Below are 17,002 nucleotides of genomic sequence, written 5' to 3'. Positions count from 1 at the left end.
GCTGCGACCAGTATCGGCCGCGTGTCGTGTGGATACATTCAGGAATACCCGCTGACATGTTCAGCCGCCCGCTGAAACCAGATTCGATCTGCTTGCGACGTTTAGTCATTTTCTTAGGGCTGGGCTGGTCTGTCGCATTTGTCGCCCTCGCGCTCGCAAATCAACTTGAGCTCTACGGCGATGGCGCGATGTTTTCCTACGCCGTTGCCGTGCGAGACGTATGGGCTTTCCATTGGCACAATATTTCCGGTCGAATGGCGGTCTACCTGCTCACTCTATTGCCGGCCGAGATGTTGGTTGGGCTCACTGGCAACCCTTGGGCGGGAATCATCGCTTATGGAGCGGTATTTTATATCGCTCCATTGGTGGGGTTGGTTCTGACCTACGCCGCCGATCGTTCGCAGGGGCGACTTCTTTTTGTGTACGCGTGCGGCTCCACAGCGTTGCTTTGTCCGCTGATATTCGGCTTCCCGACGGAGATGTGGTTTGCGCATGCGATCTTCTGGCCAACGCTGGCGCTGAGCCACTATGCGAAACCGACTTTGGCAGGAGCCGTTTTGGTTCTAGTCGCGTGGGTGTTGTTGGCATTTTGTCACGAGGGGGCCCTCGTGCTGTTGTTGGCAATTCTCGGGACGCTCGCGCTGCGAGGTTTGCGAAGCAAGGTGTTTCTGCGGGGCGCCCTCACCCTCGCCATCGTCATGACGTTGGCAATCGCGGCCAAGGTCTTTCTTCCCCCGGATTCCTACTACGCTGATGCGTTTGTCAGGGCCGCATTACACTTCTTCGATCCCGAGCTCTTCAAAGTCGAAGTCGTGGTCTCTTTGCTCTCCGCGATCGCCGCCTACGCCGTGATACATGTTGCGATCTCCCGGTGGAATCCCCAGCGGGCATGCATCGTCGCGCTGGTAGCTGTGTTCGGATTGCTTTCGATCTATTGGATAGGCTTTGACGACGCCATCCATGCGAATAGTCGCTACTACCTTCGGACTGCGTTGGTTCTTGCCACTCCCTTGCTGGGCGGCTTAGCAGCTCTCGCCGCAATGACCAGGGAGGGAATTGTCTTCGCGCGGTTGGGCAGGCTGCAGAAAGCCATTACTACTCCTTCGAAACGTTCCTTGTGTGCTGGCGCGTCTATATTTGCGGTGGTATTTGCGATCAACATTGTCCAAACGAGCAAGTTCATTGCTGGATGGTCGGCTTATCGCAACGCGATTGCTGCGCTGGCAATGAGCGACGAGGCAGATGCCTCACTTGGCAGCGCCGAGTTTGTCTCTTCACGCCGGCTTTCGCCAAGCCTCGAACGTCTCGCGTGGTTCTCGACTATCCCTTACCTGTCGATCATACTTGCCGACTTCTCCCCCAAGAGACTGGTTATCGATCCCAAGGGAAACTATTTCTGGTTATCTTGCGAAACGGCAACACGCAATAAAGACGCCAAGCTCGCCGTTCCCGAGCAAACTCGTGAATTGGTTCGCGTTTACTCCTGCCTGCACCGGTGATCGTTGTGAAGTTGATCATCTTTGATTTCGACGGCACGCTGGTTGACAGCCGCTCCTTGATCCTCGAGAGCCACCGTATTGTCTTTCCCCAATTTCGGCTGCCTGTTCCGTCGCCAATCGACAGTTTGTCACTGGTTGGCAAGTCGCTGTCAATCATCCTGACACAACTGGCAGGCGAGGCCGCGCCAATTGCAGAAATGGTCGCGACCTACGACTTGTTGCTCCCGCAACTGAGGGCAGACCCCGCATTCGCGGAAAAGCCGTTCGAGGGCGCAGCTGAGTTACTTCATGAACTTAGTTCTATGCCGGATTTTGTCCTCGGGATCGCGACCGGACATCGCTCCGATACGATCGCTCCGGCGCTGGCAGCGTTAGGCTGGGGGGCCTATTTCCAGACGATTCAGGCTGCCGATATGGCACCATCCAAACCGCATCCGGCAATGCTGCTTCAGGCGCTCCAGGTCACCGGGGTCTCGCCAGACGATGCGATCTTTGTCGGCGACACAACCTTCGACATGATGATGGCCCAGGCTGCCGGGTTGCGCTCGATCGGCGTTGGCTGGGGCTATCATCAGGCCGAGCAGTTGGCCGCGGCAGGCGCCGGTTGTGTGGTTCGAAACATTGACGAGCTGAGGGCGCGCGTCAGGCTCGCACTTGAAAAATGACTCTGCCACACCGCGCTCAACGCGGACGGCTCGATAAATGCCAGATCCGTGACGACAACCGGCGAACGGAAGTTGATTAGGACGAATTTTCGACGGCTGCCGTGATCGGAATTGGTGGCTCGTAAGCGCGGACAGCAGGTGCATCGCCGAGAAATTTTTCGCAATTGACCGCAGTAATCTGCCCGCAGCATCCCTGTGCCAGTCGTGATGTTCCGACATCGCGCGTCAACACGTTCGGATTACCGTGAACACAAATCGGATCTGGTTCGTTGCCCGGTGCCGGATCGTACCAGGCCCCGGTTGGAAGGTGGACAATGCCCGGCATGATATCCGACGTGACATGCGCGGCAGCCAGGCAAGCACCGCGCGAATTGAAAATACGGATGATGTCGCCCTCGGCGATCCCACGAGCTGCCGCGTCGTGCGGATGCAGTCGTGCCACCTCGCGACCGTGGACCTTGCGCGACTGGCTGTAGTGACCGAAGTCGAGTTGGCTGTGCAGCCGCGTTGCAGGTTGATTGGCCACGAGCATGAGCGGTGCAGTTTCGCTCGGTGGTTCGGTGGACGGCAGCCACGCTGGATGGCCGGGACAGTCATCGTATTTGAAGTTCGCGATAGTCTCGCTGTAAATCTCAATCCTGCCGCTCGGGGTTGGTAGCGCGCTTTTGTCGGGATCAGCTCGGAAACTGCGTAAAATACCGCCATCATCGTCCTCCGATGGCAGGGCTAGTTCGCCGCGCTTCCAGAATTCTTCGAAGTCGGGTGCCTCCCAACCGCGCGCGGCGAGAGCTTGTCGTGTTGGTTCATAGAGATGTGCCAACCATTCGCGCGCAGTGCGTCCTTCGGTAAAGGGCCTCTCGGCGCCAAGCCGTGCGGCGAGCTCGGAGAAAATAGCAAAGTCATCGCGGGCCTCGCCGATCGGCGGCGCAACCTGACGCATTGCAATCAATCGCGGATCAGTTGCTGCTGCGCCGATATCGTCGCGTTCGAGCGTCATGGTTGCCGGCAGCACGATATCGGCCGACCGTGCCATCGCTGTCCATGCCTGTTCGTTGACAACGATCGTATCGGGTCGCATGAACGCCCGGCGGAGACGATGAATGTCCTGATGATGATGGAACGGATTGCCGCCGGCCCAATACACAAGCTTGATGTCCGGATAGAATAGAGTGCGTCCATTATATTCGAATGGCGCCGCCGGATTGAGTAGCATATCAACAATGCGTGCCACCGGAATGAAGTCGCCGACTGGATTGGTGCCTTGCGGCATGGTTGGGATCGGCACCGCATTGACCCGCCGTCCGGTGTGACCCATGGCTCCCAACGCGTAGTTATACCCGCCACCGGGGAGGCCGATCTGCCCAACCATAGCGGCCAGGACTGCGGCGGCCCAAACAGGTTGTTCGCCGTATTGGGCGCGCTGTAATGCATGAGCAACCGTTATGAGGCTGCGCGAGCGAACCAGCGCGCGCGCGAGGTCTCGGATGGTGTCGGCATCGATGCCGGAGAGCGCAGCGGCCCAATCGGCATGTTTAGGACGGCCGTCGCTTTCGCCGCGCAGGTAGCGGGCGAAGATATCAAAGCCGGTCGTGTAGCGTTCCAGGAAGCTGTGGTCGCACAGGTCTTCGACCAATAGCGTATGCATCATCGCGAGCATCACCGCGACGTCTGTGCCGGGGCGGATCGGAATCCACTGCGCATTCGCTTCCGGCGGAAAGTCGTCGCGTAATGGACTGACCGAGATGAAGCGCGTGCCGCGCTTGACTGCATCACGCATAGCGCCGGCTTCGATGTGGCGGCTGAGACCACCGCTGGCAATCATTGAATTTTTGATGGCCATGCCGCCAAACGCCAGCACAACATCGGTATGGTTACGAACCTGGTCCCAGGTGACGTTTCGCCGCGAGAGGTTTTCGAACGGACCCATCACATGCGGGAGGATGACCGATGACGCGCCCGCGCTGTAACTATTGACCGAGCGGATATAACCGCCACAGGCGACATTCAGAAAACGGTGGATTTGGCTCTGGGCATGATGAAAGCGCCCGGCGCTCGACCAACCATACGAGCCGCCGTAAATGGCTTGCGGGCCGAAATTGTCCCGGACGCGGATTAATTCGCTGGCGAGCAACTCGAGTGCCGTGGACCATTCGCACTCGACAAAGGCATCGCCGATTTCTCGCCGCTGCGGCCCTGGACCGTTGTCGAGCCAGCTGCGCCGGATCATGGGTTTGAGGATGCGCGCCTTGTGACGTAGCGCGCCCTTGAAGTTATTCAAAATCGGTGACGGCGATGGATCGCCAGCATAAGGCTCGATAGCGACATCTTGGCCATTCCATCGTGCGGAGAACGCGCCCCAATGCGCGCTGTGAGTCGATGAACTGGGCTGGCGATCATTGAAGTTCGAATCGGACATCAAATCACCGTCATAGGGCAGCGTTGCGTTGGAAAGACGTTACTGCCCGGAGATATTGCCCTCGTCTCTTCGATTGGTCCAATATGCGGTTTGTGGATTTTCAATAACTTAAATCAATGAGTCCTCTGGCGACACAAGAGACCGTATGCCTGGAGCAAGACGACCTACGTTCGGTGATATCTCGGGCGCGTGGTGAGGTCGAGGTGAAGGGATGACACGTGAACAATGTCTACTGAGCGACGCACAAGCATCGCTTCACGCTCAACGGCGTTTCGCTGATGGCGATCGCCGGTCGGTGGCGAGAAGCTAAGTACGCGGTACCACCAGCTTTCCCTATGCTCACGATTGAGCCAGGTCCCGAGGCAAGTTAATCGGAGTGATCTTAAGGCTGGAGTCGTCCTGAGCCACTGGATCGGGAATACCTGACGAAGGCACGCACCGCTTCTGAAGGATCACTCTTGCGGAATGCAATTGAGAGGTCAGCCATGATGGTGTGTCCTGTAAACTCGCGATAGCAAACACCGGGTAGGGTTACGCAGCTCACGGAACGCGGTACGATTGCAACACCGAGGCCGACAGCCACCATGCTCGCAATTGTCATGAAATCGCGTCCCTGAGGTCCCAGTTGAGGTAAAAACCCCGCCGCCTTGCACGCCGCCACGGTGTGCTGGTGAAAGCTAACGCCGGGATCGTGACGCGGCGTTATGAAAACTTCGTTCGTGAGGCTGCGGACGTTAACGCGTGCACGTTGTGCAAGCCGATGTGTGGCGGGTAGCGCCAGAATAGTCGGCTCTTCGAGGATGCGAATGGTGGCGATACCCTCGGGAAGTTCGACGGGCGGTCGAACGTAGCAAATATCAACGGACCCTTCGGCGAGTGCGTTGAGTTGCTGGCGCATTTCGAGTTCGGACAGCTCGAGTTCGACATTCGGATAACTCCGTCGATATTCTGCGATCATCGATGTGAGCGCGCCGTTATAAGCGGCTGAGGCGACGTAGGTGACCCTTAGTTTTCCCAATTCACCGCGACCCGCACGTCGCGCATCCTGCATTGCCCGCTCGGCCTGATCGAGCGTGCGGCCTCCTCCTGCAGCAAGTGATTCGCCAGCCGGGGTGAGCCGAATACCCTTTCGGGTGCGATCCAGGAGCCGCGATCCGACAATCTTCTCCAATTTCTGGATCTGCTGACTCAAATTTGGTTGCGCGATCTTAAGTCGCTCCGCGGCCCGTCCAAAGTGCCGCTCCTTTGCGAGCATCAGGAAATAGCGCAGGTGCCTCAGTTCGAGTTGAGGTGGTTCCGATTTCTTGCTCATTCGAAACCATAAGTCGTAATTATCAAAAATCATAGTGTCGCATGATGGACCGATCACAAATCTGTTGTGATGCTCACCTCAGTGCTGGGCGCTATTGATGGGCAGAGCGAGAAAGCTTGATTGAAATGGTGCAACGCACGCGTGATCCGGAACAGAAAGCCACGGGACCGCTGAGTGGTCTGCGGATCCTGGATCTCACGACTGTGTTGATGGGGCCGTTCGCCACCAGCATCCTCGGCGATATGGGCGCGGACGTCATTAAGGTTGAAAGTCCGGAAGGCGACGTCATTCGTCAAGTCGGACCAAGCCGCAGCGGCGAAATGGGCGGAATGTTTCTTCATGCCAACCGCAGCAAGCGCAGTATCGTTATTGATCTCAAATCGGAGTCGGGACGGCGGGCTTTGCTGCGTTTAGCAGAATCCTCGGATGTCTTCGTTTCCAACGTTAGACCTCAAGCTATGGCCCGGTTGGGACTCGATTACGAAACCCTGTCGGCGGTCAACGAACGCATCATCTATATGAGCATGGTTGGATATGGCTCCGGCGGACCGTATGCTGATCGTCCAGCTTATGATGATCTTATCCAGGCAGCTGTTGGCATTCCCCACCTCATCGGGACCTCGGGAGGCGGCTCTCCGCGCTACATCCCGATCAACATCGCTGACAGGATGGTGGGTCTCCACGCTGCGAGCGCTATTCTGGCCGCGGTTCTATTCAGATCAAAATCAGGAAGAGGCCAGCACATCGAAATCCCGATGTTCGAAACGCTCGCTACCGTGGTTCTTGGCGATCACATGGGAGGACTTACCTACGATCCGCCGCTGGACCAGGGCGGTTATGCGCGCCTGCTATCAACGCAACGACGTCCGTTCCGCACATCTGACGGTTACCTCGCTGTCCTTCTCTATAGCAATCGGCACTGGCGAGATTTCTTCACGGCGACCGGGCAGCATGACGTTCTGAATGACGAACGGTTCGCGTCCCATGCCGGACGAATACAGCATGCCGATTCACTCAATGAGCGCCTGGCATCGATTCTGTTATCGCGCGGAACCTCCGAATGGTGCGATCTTCTAACCAGCCTCGATGTCCCGCACACGCGCGTCCACACGTTAGAGTCGCTCGTCGATGACGCACATCTTCAAGCGGCAGACTTTTTCGCTGTGGCGGATCATCCAGCGGAAGGTCGCGTGCGCACGCTGCGCGTTCCGAGCCGTTGGAGTGAAAGCCAGCCGGACCCGATGCGCCTGGCGCCGCGCAAGGGCGAGCATTCACGTGAAATCCTGCAAGAGGGTGGCTACGATGCGGATTGTATCGAGAGCCTGATCCGTGAATGGCAACACGGCGTAGCAAAAGAACAACAAGTCAATGTGGGGGGAGAAGTCTAGGTGACGGAGACTGGATGGCGTCAACGGGCGGGCACGACATTTAAGTGCGAGAAAACGCCGGTCATCGCGCAGGGTGGAATGGTGGTGACGAACCACCCATTGGCATCTGCTGCAGCTGTCGAAATGCTGGGGGCCGGTGGCAATGCAATCGATGCCGCGATCGCAGCGCTTTTTACGCTGACGGTCGTCGAGCCGATGATGGTTGGGATCTACGGCGGTGGAACAGCCCTTATTCGCCTGGCCGATGGTCGTGAATTGACCATCGACGGGCTTGCGACTGCACCGGCGGAGGCGCGTCCTGACAGTTTCGTGCCGGTTTCCGAGACTTGGCCGGACTATATGGAGACCGAAGGGCGTCGAAATCGCGTTGGCGGCGCGGCGGTCCCGGTTCCTGGCAATCTCAAAGCCTGGTGCGAGACGCTCCAACGCTTCGGAACATTGTCGCTCGAACAGGTGATGGAGCCGGCGATCCGGCATGCCGAGCGCGGCTTCCGGGTCACGCCATATCTATCGTCATGCATCGAGGAAACCGCCGAGGACCTGGCGCTCGATCCTGTGATCTCCTCGCTCTTTCTCCCGGGTGGCAAGCCGCTGGAGGATGGCGCGCTTCTCGTTCAAGCCGACTACGGGCGAACACTCCGTGCGATCAGCGCAAACGGCCCTGACCACTTCTATGGAGGCCCTCTGGGTGAAGAGGTTGTGCGCAAACTGCGGGCGGCTGGGTCCTTCGTCTCGCTGGATGATCTGAAGACCTACCGGACTGTCGAACGTGAACCCATTCGTGCGCGTTATCGCGGTGTCGATATCGTCGGCGTCGCGCCGCCGTGCACCGGTGGCGTTCATATTGCTCAGATGCTCAATCTCCTGGAGCCATTCAATATCGGATCACTTGGCTATGGGACGCCCGAGTCTCTCCACTTGATGCTGGAGGTTTTGAAGATCGCAGCAGCAGATCGCCGCGCAGCGACAGCCGATCCGGCGTTTGTCGATGTCCCCGTCGAGCGGTTGATTTCGAAGAGCTATGCTGATTTGCGCAGACCGGAGATCCAGCAGGGCCGCGCTGGAAAATTCGGCGCGCGGGTGCTTGAGGTTGAATCGGCGAACACAACGCATCTGACCATCGCGGACCGCCATGGCAACGTGATCTCGTCCACGCAGACCATCAACAGTCTGTTCGGCGCGCGGATCATGGTGCCGGGAACCGGCATTATTCCCACCAACTACATGTATCTGTTTGATCCGCATCCGGGCCGGGCTTTGTCGTTGCAGCCGGGCAAGCGCATCACAAGCGGAATATCGGCCACTATTGCCACCAAGAATGGAAAGCCATTGTTTGCAGTCGGCCTTCCAGGGGCGCATCGGATTCCATCTGCGGTTTTCCAGATGATCCTGAATATCGTCGATCACGGCATGACCTTGCAGGAGGCCGTCGAGGCGCCGCGATTGTTTACCTGGGGCGAGGAGGCGGAACTCGAGCGGGGATTCTCAGAATCTGTTCAAGGTTCACTGCAAGCCATGGGGCACAATGTGATGCCCGTCGACCACGTCGCAGGTGGCATGGGAGCAATCTTCTTCAATGACGATGGCTCAATGGTTGGCGCATCCTGTTGGCGCGCTGACGGAACCCCGATGGGAATCGGCGGAGGATTAGCACGGCGCAAGACAGCTTTCTGGCCGGATCCCACCCGCAACCGCAAACCAAAATCCTGAGGAGATACGCCCGTGCTAAAATCGAGCTTCAAAATCGCCGCCGCGATCGCTTCATTACTGATTGCCGCAGCAGCCTTCCCAGCGGCTGCTCTCGCCACGACGACCCTCCGCGTCTCTCCGCACGCGGGACTTCGCGTGCTCGATCCCGTTTACACCAACGCCTACATCACCCGAAACCATGGCTATCTCGTCTACGATACGCTGTTCTCGCAGGATGCCGCGTTCAAGCCACAGCCGCAGATGGTCGATAAATGGACCGTCAGCGATGACAAGCTGACGTACACATTCACCTTGAGAGATGGGCTGGCCTTTCACGATGGCTCGCCCGTAACTTCCGACGATTGTATCGCTTCGCTGCAGCGCTGGGAGAAGCGCGATATCCTCGGCAAACGGCTTGCGTCAGCAACCGGGCAGATGACTGCTGTCGATCCAAAGACGTTCAAGATCGTCCTGAAGGAGCCGTTTGGACAGATGCTCTACGCGCTGTCGAAACCAAGTTCGATCACTCCGTTCATCATGCCTAAGCGGATTGCGGAGACGCCGCCGGAGAAGCAGATCACAGAAGTGATCGGCTCCGGACCTTTCAAATTCGTTGCATCGGAATTTCAGCCCGGTGTCAAAGCCGTTTATGAAAAGAACACAAACTATGTCCCGCGATCCGAGCCGGCCAGCGGGCTTGCGGGCGGAAAAATCGCCAAGGTCGATCGGATCGAATGGATCTCGTTCCCCGATATGCAGGCGTCGATCAACGCTCTGCAAAAGGGAGAAATTGATATCATCGAGAATATGACCGCGGATACGAAGCCGCAGCTTCAGGGTAATCCTGACATTGTTATCCAGAAACGCTCGGGAACAAACGCGCCCACGATCAGGTTCAACTGGCTCAACCCTCCGTTCAACGACGTGAAGGTGCGTAAGGCCGTTCAATACGCCGTCAGTCAGCGCGATTTCATGGATGCCGTCGTGGGTGACCCTGATGGTTACATGACGTGCGACGCGATGTTCATCTGCAAAACGCCGCTTGAATCTTCGGCTGGTGCCGTGAAGGGGCCGGACCTGAAGAAGGCCAAAGCTCTTATGGCGGAGTCGAGCTACAAGGGTGAGCGCGTGGTCATGATCGCGCCGAACATCGTGAGTTATTCGGGTCTCGCGCCACTCACGCAGCAGGTTCTGCGATCAATCGGCATCAACGCCGAGATTCAGACGATGGAATGGAGCACATTCCTTTCGCGCCGCACGCTGGAAACCCCGCCGGCTGAAGGCGGCTGGAACATCGCGAATGCCGTGTGGACGACGCTTGATTTGATGTCGCCACTCGTGAACATGAATTTTGACACGCGCGGCAAGGGAGCATACACGGGCTTCGTTGACGATCCGAAAACCGAGGAACTCAAAACCGCCTTCATCCGGGAAGGGGATCCGGTGAAGCAGAAAGAGATCGCAGACGAAATCCAGAAGCGCGCTTACGATCAAGTATTCTATATTCCGCTTGGTCTTATCTATAACTATGCGGCCTATCGGAAGAACGTATCCAACTTTATCGACTCGCCGATTGCCGTCTTCTGGGGTGTCGAGAAACACTAGGATCGGTTGTCAGGAGCTCGCAGTATGCCGATCCTCATTTTGAGACGCATTCTTGCAGCAGTGCCGGTCGTGCTCATCGTGATCACGATCGTGTTTGCATTGCTGCGCTTGACGCCTGGCGATCCCGCTACGGTGATTGCCGGCGACATGGCGAGCCCTGAGACCGTCAGCCATATCCGTACCGAACTTGGCCTCGATCGTCCGCTCTACGTTCAATACGGCGCGTGGGTCGCTGACGTCGTCCGCGGCCGGCTTGGCAATTCCATTCAATCCAAGAAGCCGGTCGCGGATCTCATCGCGGCGCGGCTCGAGCCGACCTTCGTTTTGGCCTTTGCCGCTATCACGCTCACGGTCCTTATCGCCGTGCCGCTCGGGGCGCTTGCGGCGTGGTATCGTGGGCGCTGGATCGATAAGTTCGTGCTGGCGTTATCGATTGGGGGATTTTCAATCCCGGCCTATGTGACCGGCTATATTCTTGTCCTTACACTTGCAATCTGGGCGGATCTTTTTCCGAGTCAGGGCTATGTCAGTCCCTTTCAGCAGCCGATCCTGGCATTGCGCCATCTGTTTCTGCCGGCGTTGACGCTTTCTCTCGTGTTTGTCGCGCTTATTGCGCGGGTCACGCGGTCGAGTGTCCTAGAGATATTGAATGAAGACTTCGTCCGCACGGCGCGCGCCAAGGGAGCAAGCGATCGCCGGATCTTGTGGCGGCACGCCTTGCCCAATGCGGCTATTCCGATCGTGACCGTGATCGGTGTCGGCATCGCGATGTTGATCAGCGGTGTTGTGGTCACCGAGAGTGTTTTCAATATTCCGGGTATCGGGCTTCTCACGATAGATGCCATCCTTACGCGAGACTATCCCGTGGTGCAGGGCCTGATCTTGTTCTTCGCGTTGATCTTCATCCTTATCAACCTTCTGATTGATATCGTCTATGTCATCGTCGATCCAAGAATCCGTTATTGACGTGGAGCCCGTCGGCCGCCGTCCAAGCCGCCAGTTGGCAGGGCTTTGGATGCATCCCGGCATCGTGGTTTGCGTCCTCATTCTATTACTGCTGGTCGCGGTTTCGGTTGCTGCTCCGCTCTTGGCGCCGTTCGATCCTTTGCAGATCCGGCCCCGTGCGAGGTTGCAAGCGCCGAGCTGGATTCATTTGTTCGGAACCGATGGACTGGGCCGCGACGTTTTGAGTCGCGTGTTGTACGGCGGGCAGGTGTCGCTCCTGGTCGGGGTGCTGTCGGCATTCGTGTCCGCGGTCCTCGGCACGATCATCGGGCTTGTGGCGGGCTTTTTTCGCACACTTGATGCGATCATGATGAGGTTCATCGACGGCCTGATGGCGATCCCGTCGCTACTTCTTGCGATCGCCATCGTTTCCCTTGTCGGGCCGAGCGTGGTGTCGATTGTCGCGGCTATCTCGATTGCGGAGCTGCCACGAGTGGTTCGGCTGGTTCGCGGGGTCGTCTTATCCGTTCGCGAGGCGACGTTTGTTCAGGCGGCGGTGGGGCTTGGAATTCCAAACCGGTTGATCATCGTTCGCCACATTTTTCCAAACTGCCTCGCTCCGCTCGTTGTTCAGACGACGTTTATGTTTGCAGCCGCGATTTTGGCAGAAGCCGTTCTTGGATTTCTCGGCGTGGGCTTTCCTCCTGAAATTCCGAGCTGGGGCAACATCATTGCGGATGGTCGAAGCGTTTTCCAGCGCGCCCCCTGGACGGTTCTTTGCCCAAGCCTGGTGCTGAGCCTCACGGTTTTATCTGTCAATATTCTCGGAGACAGGTTGCGTGATATGCTTGATCCCAAGTTCAGTAAATCGGCGTCTGCGCAATGATGAATGAGCAGCCCGTTCTCAAAATCAGCGATCTGCACGTGGCTCTGCCAAAGGGGGGCGATCGAGCATTTGCCGTCGAGGGAGCCACTATCGAGGTTCACCGTCGGCAGATCGCCTGCATTGTCGGTGAATCCGGTTCGGGAAAATCCATTACCGCGTATTCGGTTCTCAACCTGCTGCCGGGAAAAGCGCTCCGGATAACAAGTGGATCGATCCAAGTTGTCGGGCAAGAGGTCACTAACTTGAGCGGCCGTGACCTCAAGCGGCTACGCGGCGACAGAGCATCAATGGTCTTCCAGGAACCTCTGACGGCGCTGAATCCCGTCATGAAGGTTGGTGACCAGATTGCCGAGGTTCTCCTCATCCATCGACCCCAGATGAGGCGATCCGAAGTCGCGGCGCGAATTCTGTCGTTAATGGAAGACGTTCGGCTGCCTAACCCAGAGACTCTGCGCGAGTCCTACCCACATCAGTTATCGGGCGGTCAGCGCCAGCGCGTCATGATCGCAATGGCGCTTGCATTAGAACCCGCGCTGATCATCGCCGACGAGCCCACGACTGCCCTTGATGTCACGACGCAAGCTCAGATCCTTAAGCTATTTCGGGACCTTTCGACGAAACACGATAGCGGAATTCTACTCATCACGCACGATTTCGGTGTTGTTGCGGATGTGGCAGACTTCGTCTTCGTCATGCAGCGCGGAAAAGTGGTTGAGAGTGGGCCACCCTCGCGGGTTCTCAGCAATCCATCGCACCCCTACACAAAGTCGCTGATTGATGCGGTGCCCAAACTCAATCTCGGTCCGGCTCCCGAGCGTGACCGAAAGACGGTCCTGGACATCAGATCTCTTGAACTGACCTACCGAACGCAAGGTTTTCTTCGCGCCAAGCGGACCGTGAAGGCGCTAAAGGGTGTTTCGTTCACGCTGGGCGAGGCCGAAACGATCGGAATCGTCGGCGAGTCCGGCTCCGGAAAGACGACTTTGGCCAAATGTCTGATGCGATTTGAAACGCCAGAAAGTGGTGAAATTAGATTTGAAGGACACGACGTCGCCAAGCTACCGGTTAAGGCACTGAAGAGCTTCCGACAATCCGTGCAGATGATATTTCAAGACCCCTACGCATCGCTCAATGGGCGTCGCACGGTAGGGCAGTCTTTAATCGAAGGGCCAGTTCAACACGGACTGTCCAAAAAGCTTGCGACGGAGCGTGCACAGGAGCTCCTTGAGCTTGTGGGTCTTCGCGCAGATTCATTCAAGCGATATCCTCACGAATTTTCGGGCGGGCAGCGACAGCGCATCTGCATTGCACGGGCATTGGCAATGGAGCCGAAGCTTATCATCGCAGACGAGGCCGTATCGGCGCTCGATGTATCTGTCCAAGCGCAGGTCTTGAATTTGTTGAAAGACCTTCGTACGCGGATCGGCTTTTCGATGATTTTCATCACACACGACTTACGCGTGGCGTCGAACGTTTCCGACCGGATCGGAGTCATGCATCAAGGGGAGCTTGTCGAAATCGGTCCGGTGCGACGCATCTTCAAGGAGCCGCAGCATGACTATACGCGCCGGCTCATCGCCGCGATGCCAGGCGGAGCAAGTGGCTTCGAGTTGGCTCAGAGCGAGGCGGTTTCCACCAGCCAACAGCAAAACCTCGGATAAAGGAGCAGTCGTTGTATTCCCCCTCTGACTTCAGGGATGGCGATGCCGATAGCCAGCGGAAAACCGGGTGCGATGGTTGGTTTATCGAACAATAAGAACGAAAGAGACCGCGAAGTCGCTCGACTTATGCGGAAACAAGGCTCGCCTTAGCGTTTCTTTGACAGGGTACTCCCAATGACGGATGCGATTGCCTACCCTCGTGTTGTCGTGCCTGCGGGCGAAGACTTCCTGCTCCTTTCCCCAACAGAACAGGCCTACGCTTACCGCAATGTCGATCGGATGTTTGCGACGCGGACAGTTCGACGAGGCGGCAGCACCCGTCAACTAGATCGAAGAGCAGAGATCCTCCCAAATTACGAGATCGACGGGCGATCTTATGGAGTAGAGGACTATATCCATCGTGCGAACGTCGCAGGATTGCTCGTTCTTCACAACAACTCCATCGTTTTGGAGCGATATTCGCTTGGGCTTGAAGAGGGCACGCGTTGGTCATCGATGTCGATGATCAAGTCTCTCACCTCGACGCTCATCGGGGCTGCCGTGGCGGATGGGGCCATCGCGAGTCTCGATGACAGTGTCTCGACCTACATCCCCCAACTTCGGGCATCCGCCTACGATTCTGTGCGTGTGCGCGATGTTCTCACCATGTCCTCGGGCGTCGATTGGACCGAAGACTATGTCGATCGCAACTCCCATGTGAACCGTTACAGCAAGTCGCTGGGAGACAAGGTCCCCGGAGGCGTTCTCGCGCTGATGCGAGAGCTGTCGCGGAAACATCCTTCCGGGACTACATTCAATTATAACACAGGCGACAGCTACATCCTGGGGTGTCTCGTCTCCGCGGCGACGGGCGAGACGCTGGCGGATTATATGTCGCGAAAAATCTGGTCGCCCTTCGGCATGGAGTTCGATGCGTTCTACACGCTCGAATCCGAGGGTGGGCAGGAGATCGGCGGCAGCAGAGCCGGGATGGCGTTACGTGATTTTGGCCGTTTCGGCTTGTTCATTTTAGGGAACGGACTTATCGGCAACGAGCCGGTACTCCCTGCAAACTGGGTTAGCGATGCAAGCCATCCGTGGTTCAGGTTCGGCGCGGACACCAATCGTTATGGTGCAGCCGGATACGGTTACTCATGGTGGATCGATGCTGACGGGGCGATGGTCGCGGTGGGTTTCGCGGGGCAATCGCTCTACATCAATCGCGCGAAGAACGTCGTGATCGTCACATTGTCCTGTCATCCGCAGCCTCCATTCTCGCTCGGCTATAGCGTCGATCTACGGGCCGAATATTACGCGTTCAAAGCAGCGGTTCTGCGCGCCATCAGTTGACGTTCACCATGAATTTTCATGTGCATCGGAACTTGGTTTTTGGAGAATGGCCTCATACACCAACGTCCGGGCGGCGAAAGTGGTTAGCCCTGCGATGGGTCCAGAGCTAAAGAAGGCCGGCCTGTTCGACGACGGGACAAAGACGCAGGAGCAGTGGAACTGCGCTCTCGACGTGGAGGTTACTCGATCGCTTCCAGACCACACCAATCGGCAATGAAAAGCGCCATTGTCGTGGTGATCCGTTTCAGGGAGGCGAGGCTCACACGCTCATCAAAGCCGTGAATATTCTCCGAATATGGGCCGTAGCAAAGCGCCGGAATTTTGTCGTAAAGCGCGTAGACGCGCGTATCGAGATAACCCGCGGTCATGAAGCTTTGAAGGGGCTTGCCCGTTGCAGCGCGATGTGCGTTCGCGAGAACGGTCTCGGCCTCAGAGCCCGGATCAAGGACGTAACCCTCGGTATGGAAGCCGTGGAAAGTGACAGCCGGCGGAATGTTCGAAAGGAATGGATCGGAGAGCGCGAATTTGGCGACGCGGTCATGGATCTCACGCGCTGCGTCTTGAGCCGTCCAGCCGGGATAAATAGATATCCGGCAGCTAATTCGGCACCACGCGGGAACGGATGACTCCCAGTCTCCGCCTTCGATCTTTCCGATGTTGAGATTGATGGGGTGTTCTTCGTTTTCGAAGTGAGGCCGGCCTGCCTTCTTGGTGTTCCAATCGGATTCGATCTTACGGAGCTCTCCTATGACCCGATATGCAGCGTCGATGGCGTTCGCGCCCGTTCCCATTTCCCGGACGTGGACGGGGAGCCCGCGGACTTCGACCTGAAACCACACGACCCCGGTATTGGCTCGCACCAGTTTTTCGTCTTCAGGTTCGGGGATGAGAACAGCCTCAGCCTTGTACCCGCGCAGATGCGTCATGAGCGCGCCATTGCCGGTCGACTCTTCTTCAACGACTGACTGGACGTAGACCGTCGCGGCAGGTTGAAAGCCTATTCTCCGCAGCGCGTCCAAAGCATGCAGGTTGGCTGCATGACCGGCTTTCATGTCAGCGCCGCCTCGGCCATAGAGCCAATCACCTTCGATGACAGGATCGAACGCCGGATGGGTCCACAAGCTTTCAGGGCCCGGAGGGACGACGTCCACATGGGCTTGCAATATGAGGGAGCGCCCGGTCTCATTGCGTGGCCGGTGGGTGCCGACAACGATCGGCGCACGCGAGTGATCTTCTGAGAAGGGGGAGCCGCCCGGATGGCGTTCGATGGCGTCCTGGTCCATGTCGAACCGCTCCATCGCGTAACCTCGGCTTCGGAGCTCGTTGAAAACGCGATCTTGAATGACGTACTCATCGCCGCGAACCGATCGGAGACTGATCAGATCCTGGGTGTAAGCGATTTGTTCGTCGAAACCGCGTTCCACGGAAGCGATGATTTTGTCGCGAATTGCCTGATCTAGTGCCATTTCCGGATACCCGCTGAGTGTGCCCAAGCCCTTGTATCCATCGCATGGATGCTTGTGTCAATAAACGAACGTAAGTGTCATGGTTTGACACTTTGCCTCGTCAGCAGTTATGTAGATCAGAGGCGATCAAAGAGACGCTTG

General features: G+C 57.4%; 12 protein-coding genes. 9 read left to right on the top strand and 3 right to left on the bottom strand.

Annotation, left to right across the window (positions count from 1 at the left end):
* Nucleotides 1–56 precede the first annotated feature (56 nt).
* Nucleotides 57–1,499 (top strand): hypothetical protein, encoded by a 1,443-nt coding sequence (locus ACP0KA_RS05390; RefSeq protein WP_424627812.1) that lies wholly within the window; start codon nucleotides 57–59, stop codon nucleotides 1,497–1,499.
* A gap of 5 nt (nucleotides 1,500–1,504) precedes the next feature.
* Nucleotides 1,505–2,164, top strand: a complete 660-nt coding sequence (locus tag ACP0KA_RS05385; protein WP_424627811.1) for an HAD family hydrolase — start codon at nucleotides 1,505–1,507, stop codon at nucleotides 2,162–2,164.
* Between the two features lie 76 nt (nucleotides 2,165–2,240).
* Here ACP0KA_RS05385 and ACP0KA_RS05380 read toward each other — a convergent pair whose 3' ends face one another.
* Together ACP0KA_RS05380 and ACP0KA_RS05375 are read right to left on the bottom strand one after the other, a co-directional pair.
* Nucleotides 2,241–4,580 (bottom strand): molybdopterin guanine dinucleotide-containing S/N-oxide reductase, encoded by a 2,340-nt coding sequence (locus ACP0KA_RS05380; RefSeq protein ID WP_424627810.1) that lies wholly within the window; start codon nucleotides 4,578–4,580, stop codon nucleotides 2,241–2,243.
* A 382-nt stretch (nucleotides 4,581–4,962) separates the two neighbouring features.
* Nucleotides 4,963–5,925 carry a LysR substrate-binding domain-containing protein gene (locus ACP0KA_RS05375; RefSeq protein WP_424627809.1) on the bottom strand — a complete coding sequence of 321 codons (963 nt, stop codon included), beginning with the start codon at nucleotides 5,923–5,925 and terminating at the stop codon, nucleotides 4,963–4,965.
* Between the two features lie 92 nt (nucleotides 5,926–6,017).
* Here ACP0KA_RS05375 and ACP0KA_RS05370 point away from each other — a divergent pair, with 92 nt between their 5' ends.
* The 7 genes from ACP0KA_RS05370 (at nucleotide 6,018) to ACP0KA_RS05340 (ending at nucleotide 15,395) form a co-directional block, all read left to right on the top strand.
* Nucleotides 6,018–7,280 (top strand): CaiB/BaiF CoA transferase family protein, encoded by a 1,263-nt coding sequence (locus ACP0KA_RS05370; RefSeq protein ID WP_424627808.1) that lies wholly within the window; start codon nucleotides 6,018–6,020, stop codon nucleotides 7,278–7,280.
* A gap of 78 nt (nucleotides 7,281–7,358) precedes the next feature.
* Nucleotides 7,359–8,990 carry a gamma-glutamyltransferase gene (ggt, locus tag ACP0KA_RS05365; protein ID WP_424631488.1) on the top strand — a complete coding sequence of 544 codons (1,632 nt, stop codon included), beginning with the start codon at nucleotides 7,359–7,361 and terminating at the stop codon, nucleotides 8,988–8,990.
* A 12-nt stretch (nucleotides 8,991–9,002) separates the two neighbouring features.
* A complete protein-coding gene (locus ACP0KA_RS05360; RefSeq protein WP_424627807.1) occupies nucleotides 9,003–10,574 on the top strand; it encodes an ABC transporter substrate-binding protein in 1,572 nt (523 codons plus the stop codon).
* 24 nt (nucleotides 10,575–10,598) lie between these two features.
* Entirely contained in the window at nucleotides 10,599–11,540 is a 942-nt protein-coding gene (locus ACP0KA_RS05355; protein WP_424627806.1) for an ABC transporter permease, read from the top strand.
* A complete protein-coding gene (locus ACP0KA_RS05350) occupies nucleotides 11,509–12,405 on the top strand; it encodes an ABC transporter permease (protein ID WP_424627805.1) in 897 nt (298 codons plus the stop codon). The genes ACP0KA_RS05355 and ACP0KA_RS05350 overlap by 32 nt, the downstream gene beginning before the upstream one ends.
* The gene (locus ACP0KA_RS05345) at nucleotides 12,402–14,066 is read left to right on the top strand and encodes a dipeptide ABC transporter ATP-binding protein (RefSeq protein ID WP_424627804.1); all 1,665 of its coding nucleotides are present in this window, start codon (nucleotides 12,402–12,404) and stop codon (nucleotides 14,064–14,066) included. Before ACP0KA_RS05350 ends, ACP0KA_RS05345 begins: the two co-directional genes overlap by 4 nt.
* 174 nt (nucleotides 14,067–14,240) lie before the next feature.
* Complete coding sequence (locus ACP0KA_RS05340) at nucleotides 14,241–15,395, top strand: serine hydrolase domain-containing protein (RefSeq protein WP_424627803.1); 1,155 nt, start codon at nucleotides 14,241–14,243, stop codon at nucleotides 15,393–15,395.
* 179 nt (nucleotides 15,396–15,574) lie between these two features.
* Here the strand turns inward: ACP0KA_RS05340 and ACP0KA_RS05335 are convergent, their stop codons facing one another.
* The gene (locus tag ACP0KA_RS05335) at nucleotides 15,575–16,861 is read right to left on the bottom strand and encodes an ArgE/DapE family deacylase (protein WP_424631487.1); all 1,287 of its coding nucleotides are present in this window, start codon (nucleotides 16,859–16,861) and stop codon (nucleotides 15,575–15,577) included.
* Nucleotides 16,862–17,002: the final 141 nt, after the last annotated feature.

It is taken from the genome of Bradyrhizobium sp. SYSU BS000235 (genome assembly GCF_049747295.1).
In the GTDB taxonomy this organism is placed as follows: domain Bacteria; phylum Pseudomonadota; class Alphaproteobacteria; order Rhizobiales; family Xanthobacteraceae; genus Afipia.
Note: the sequence above shows the minus strand (reverse complement) of the source record. Positions and strands in the feature narration are given on the sequence as shown.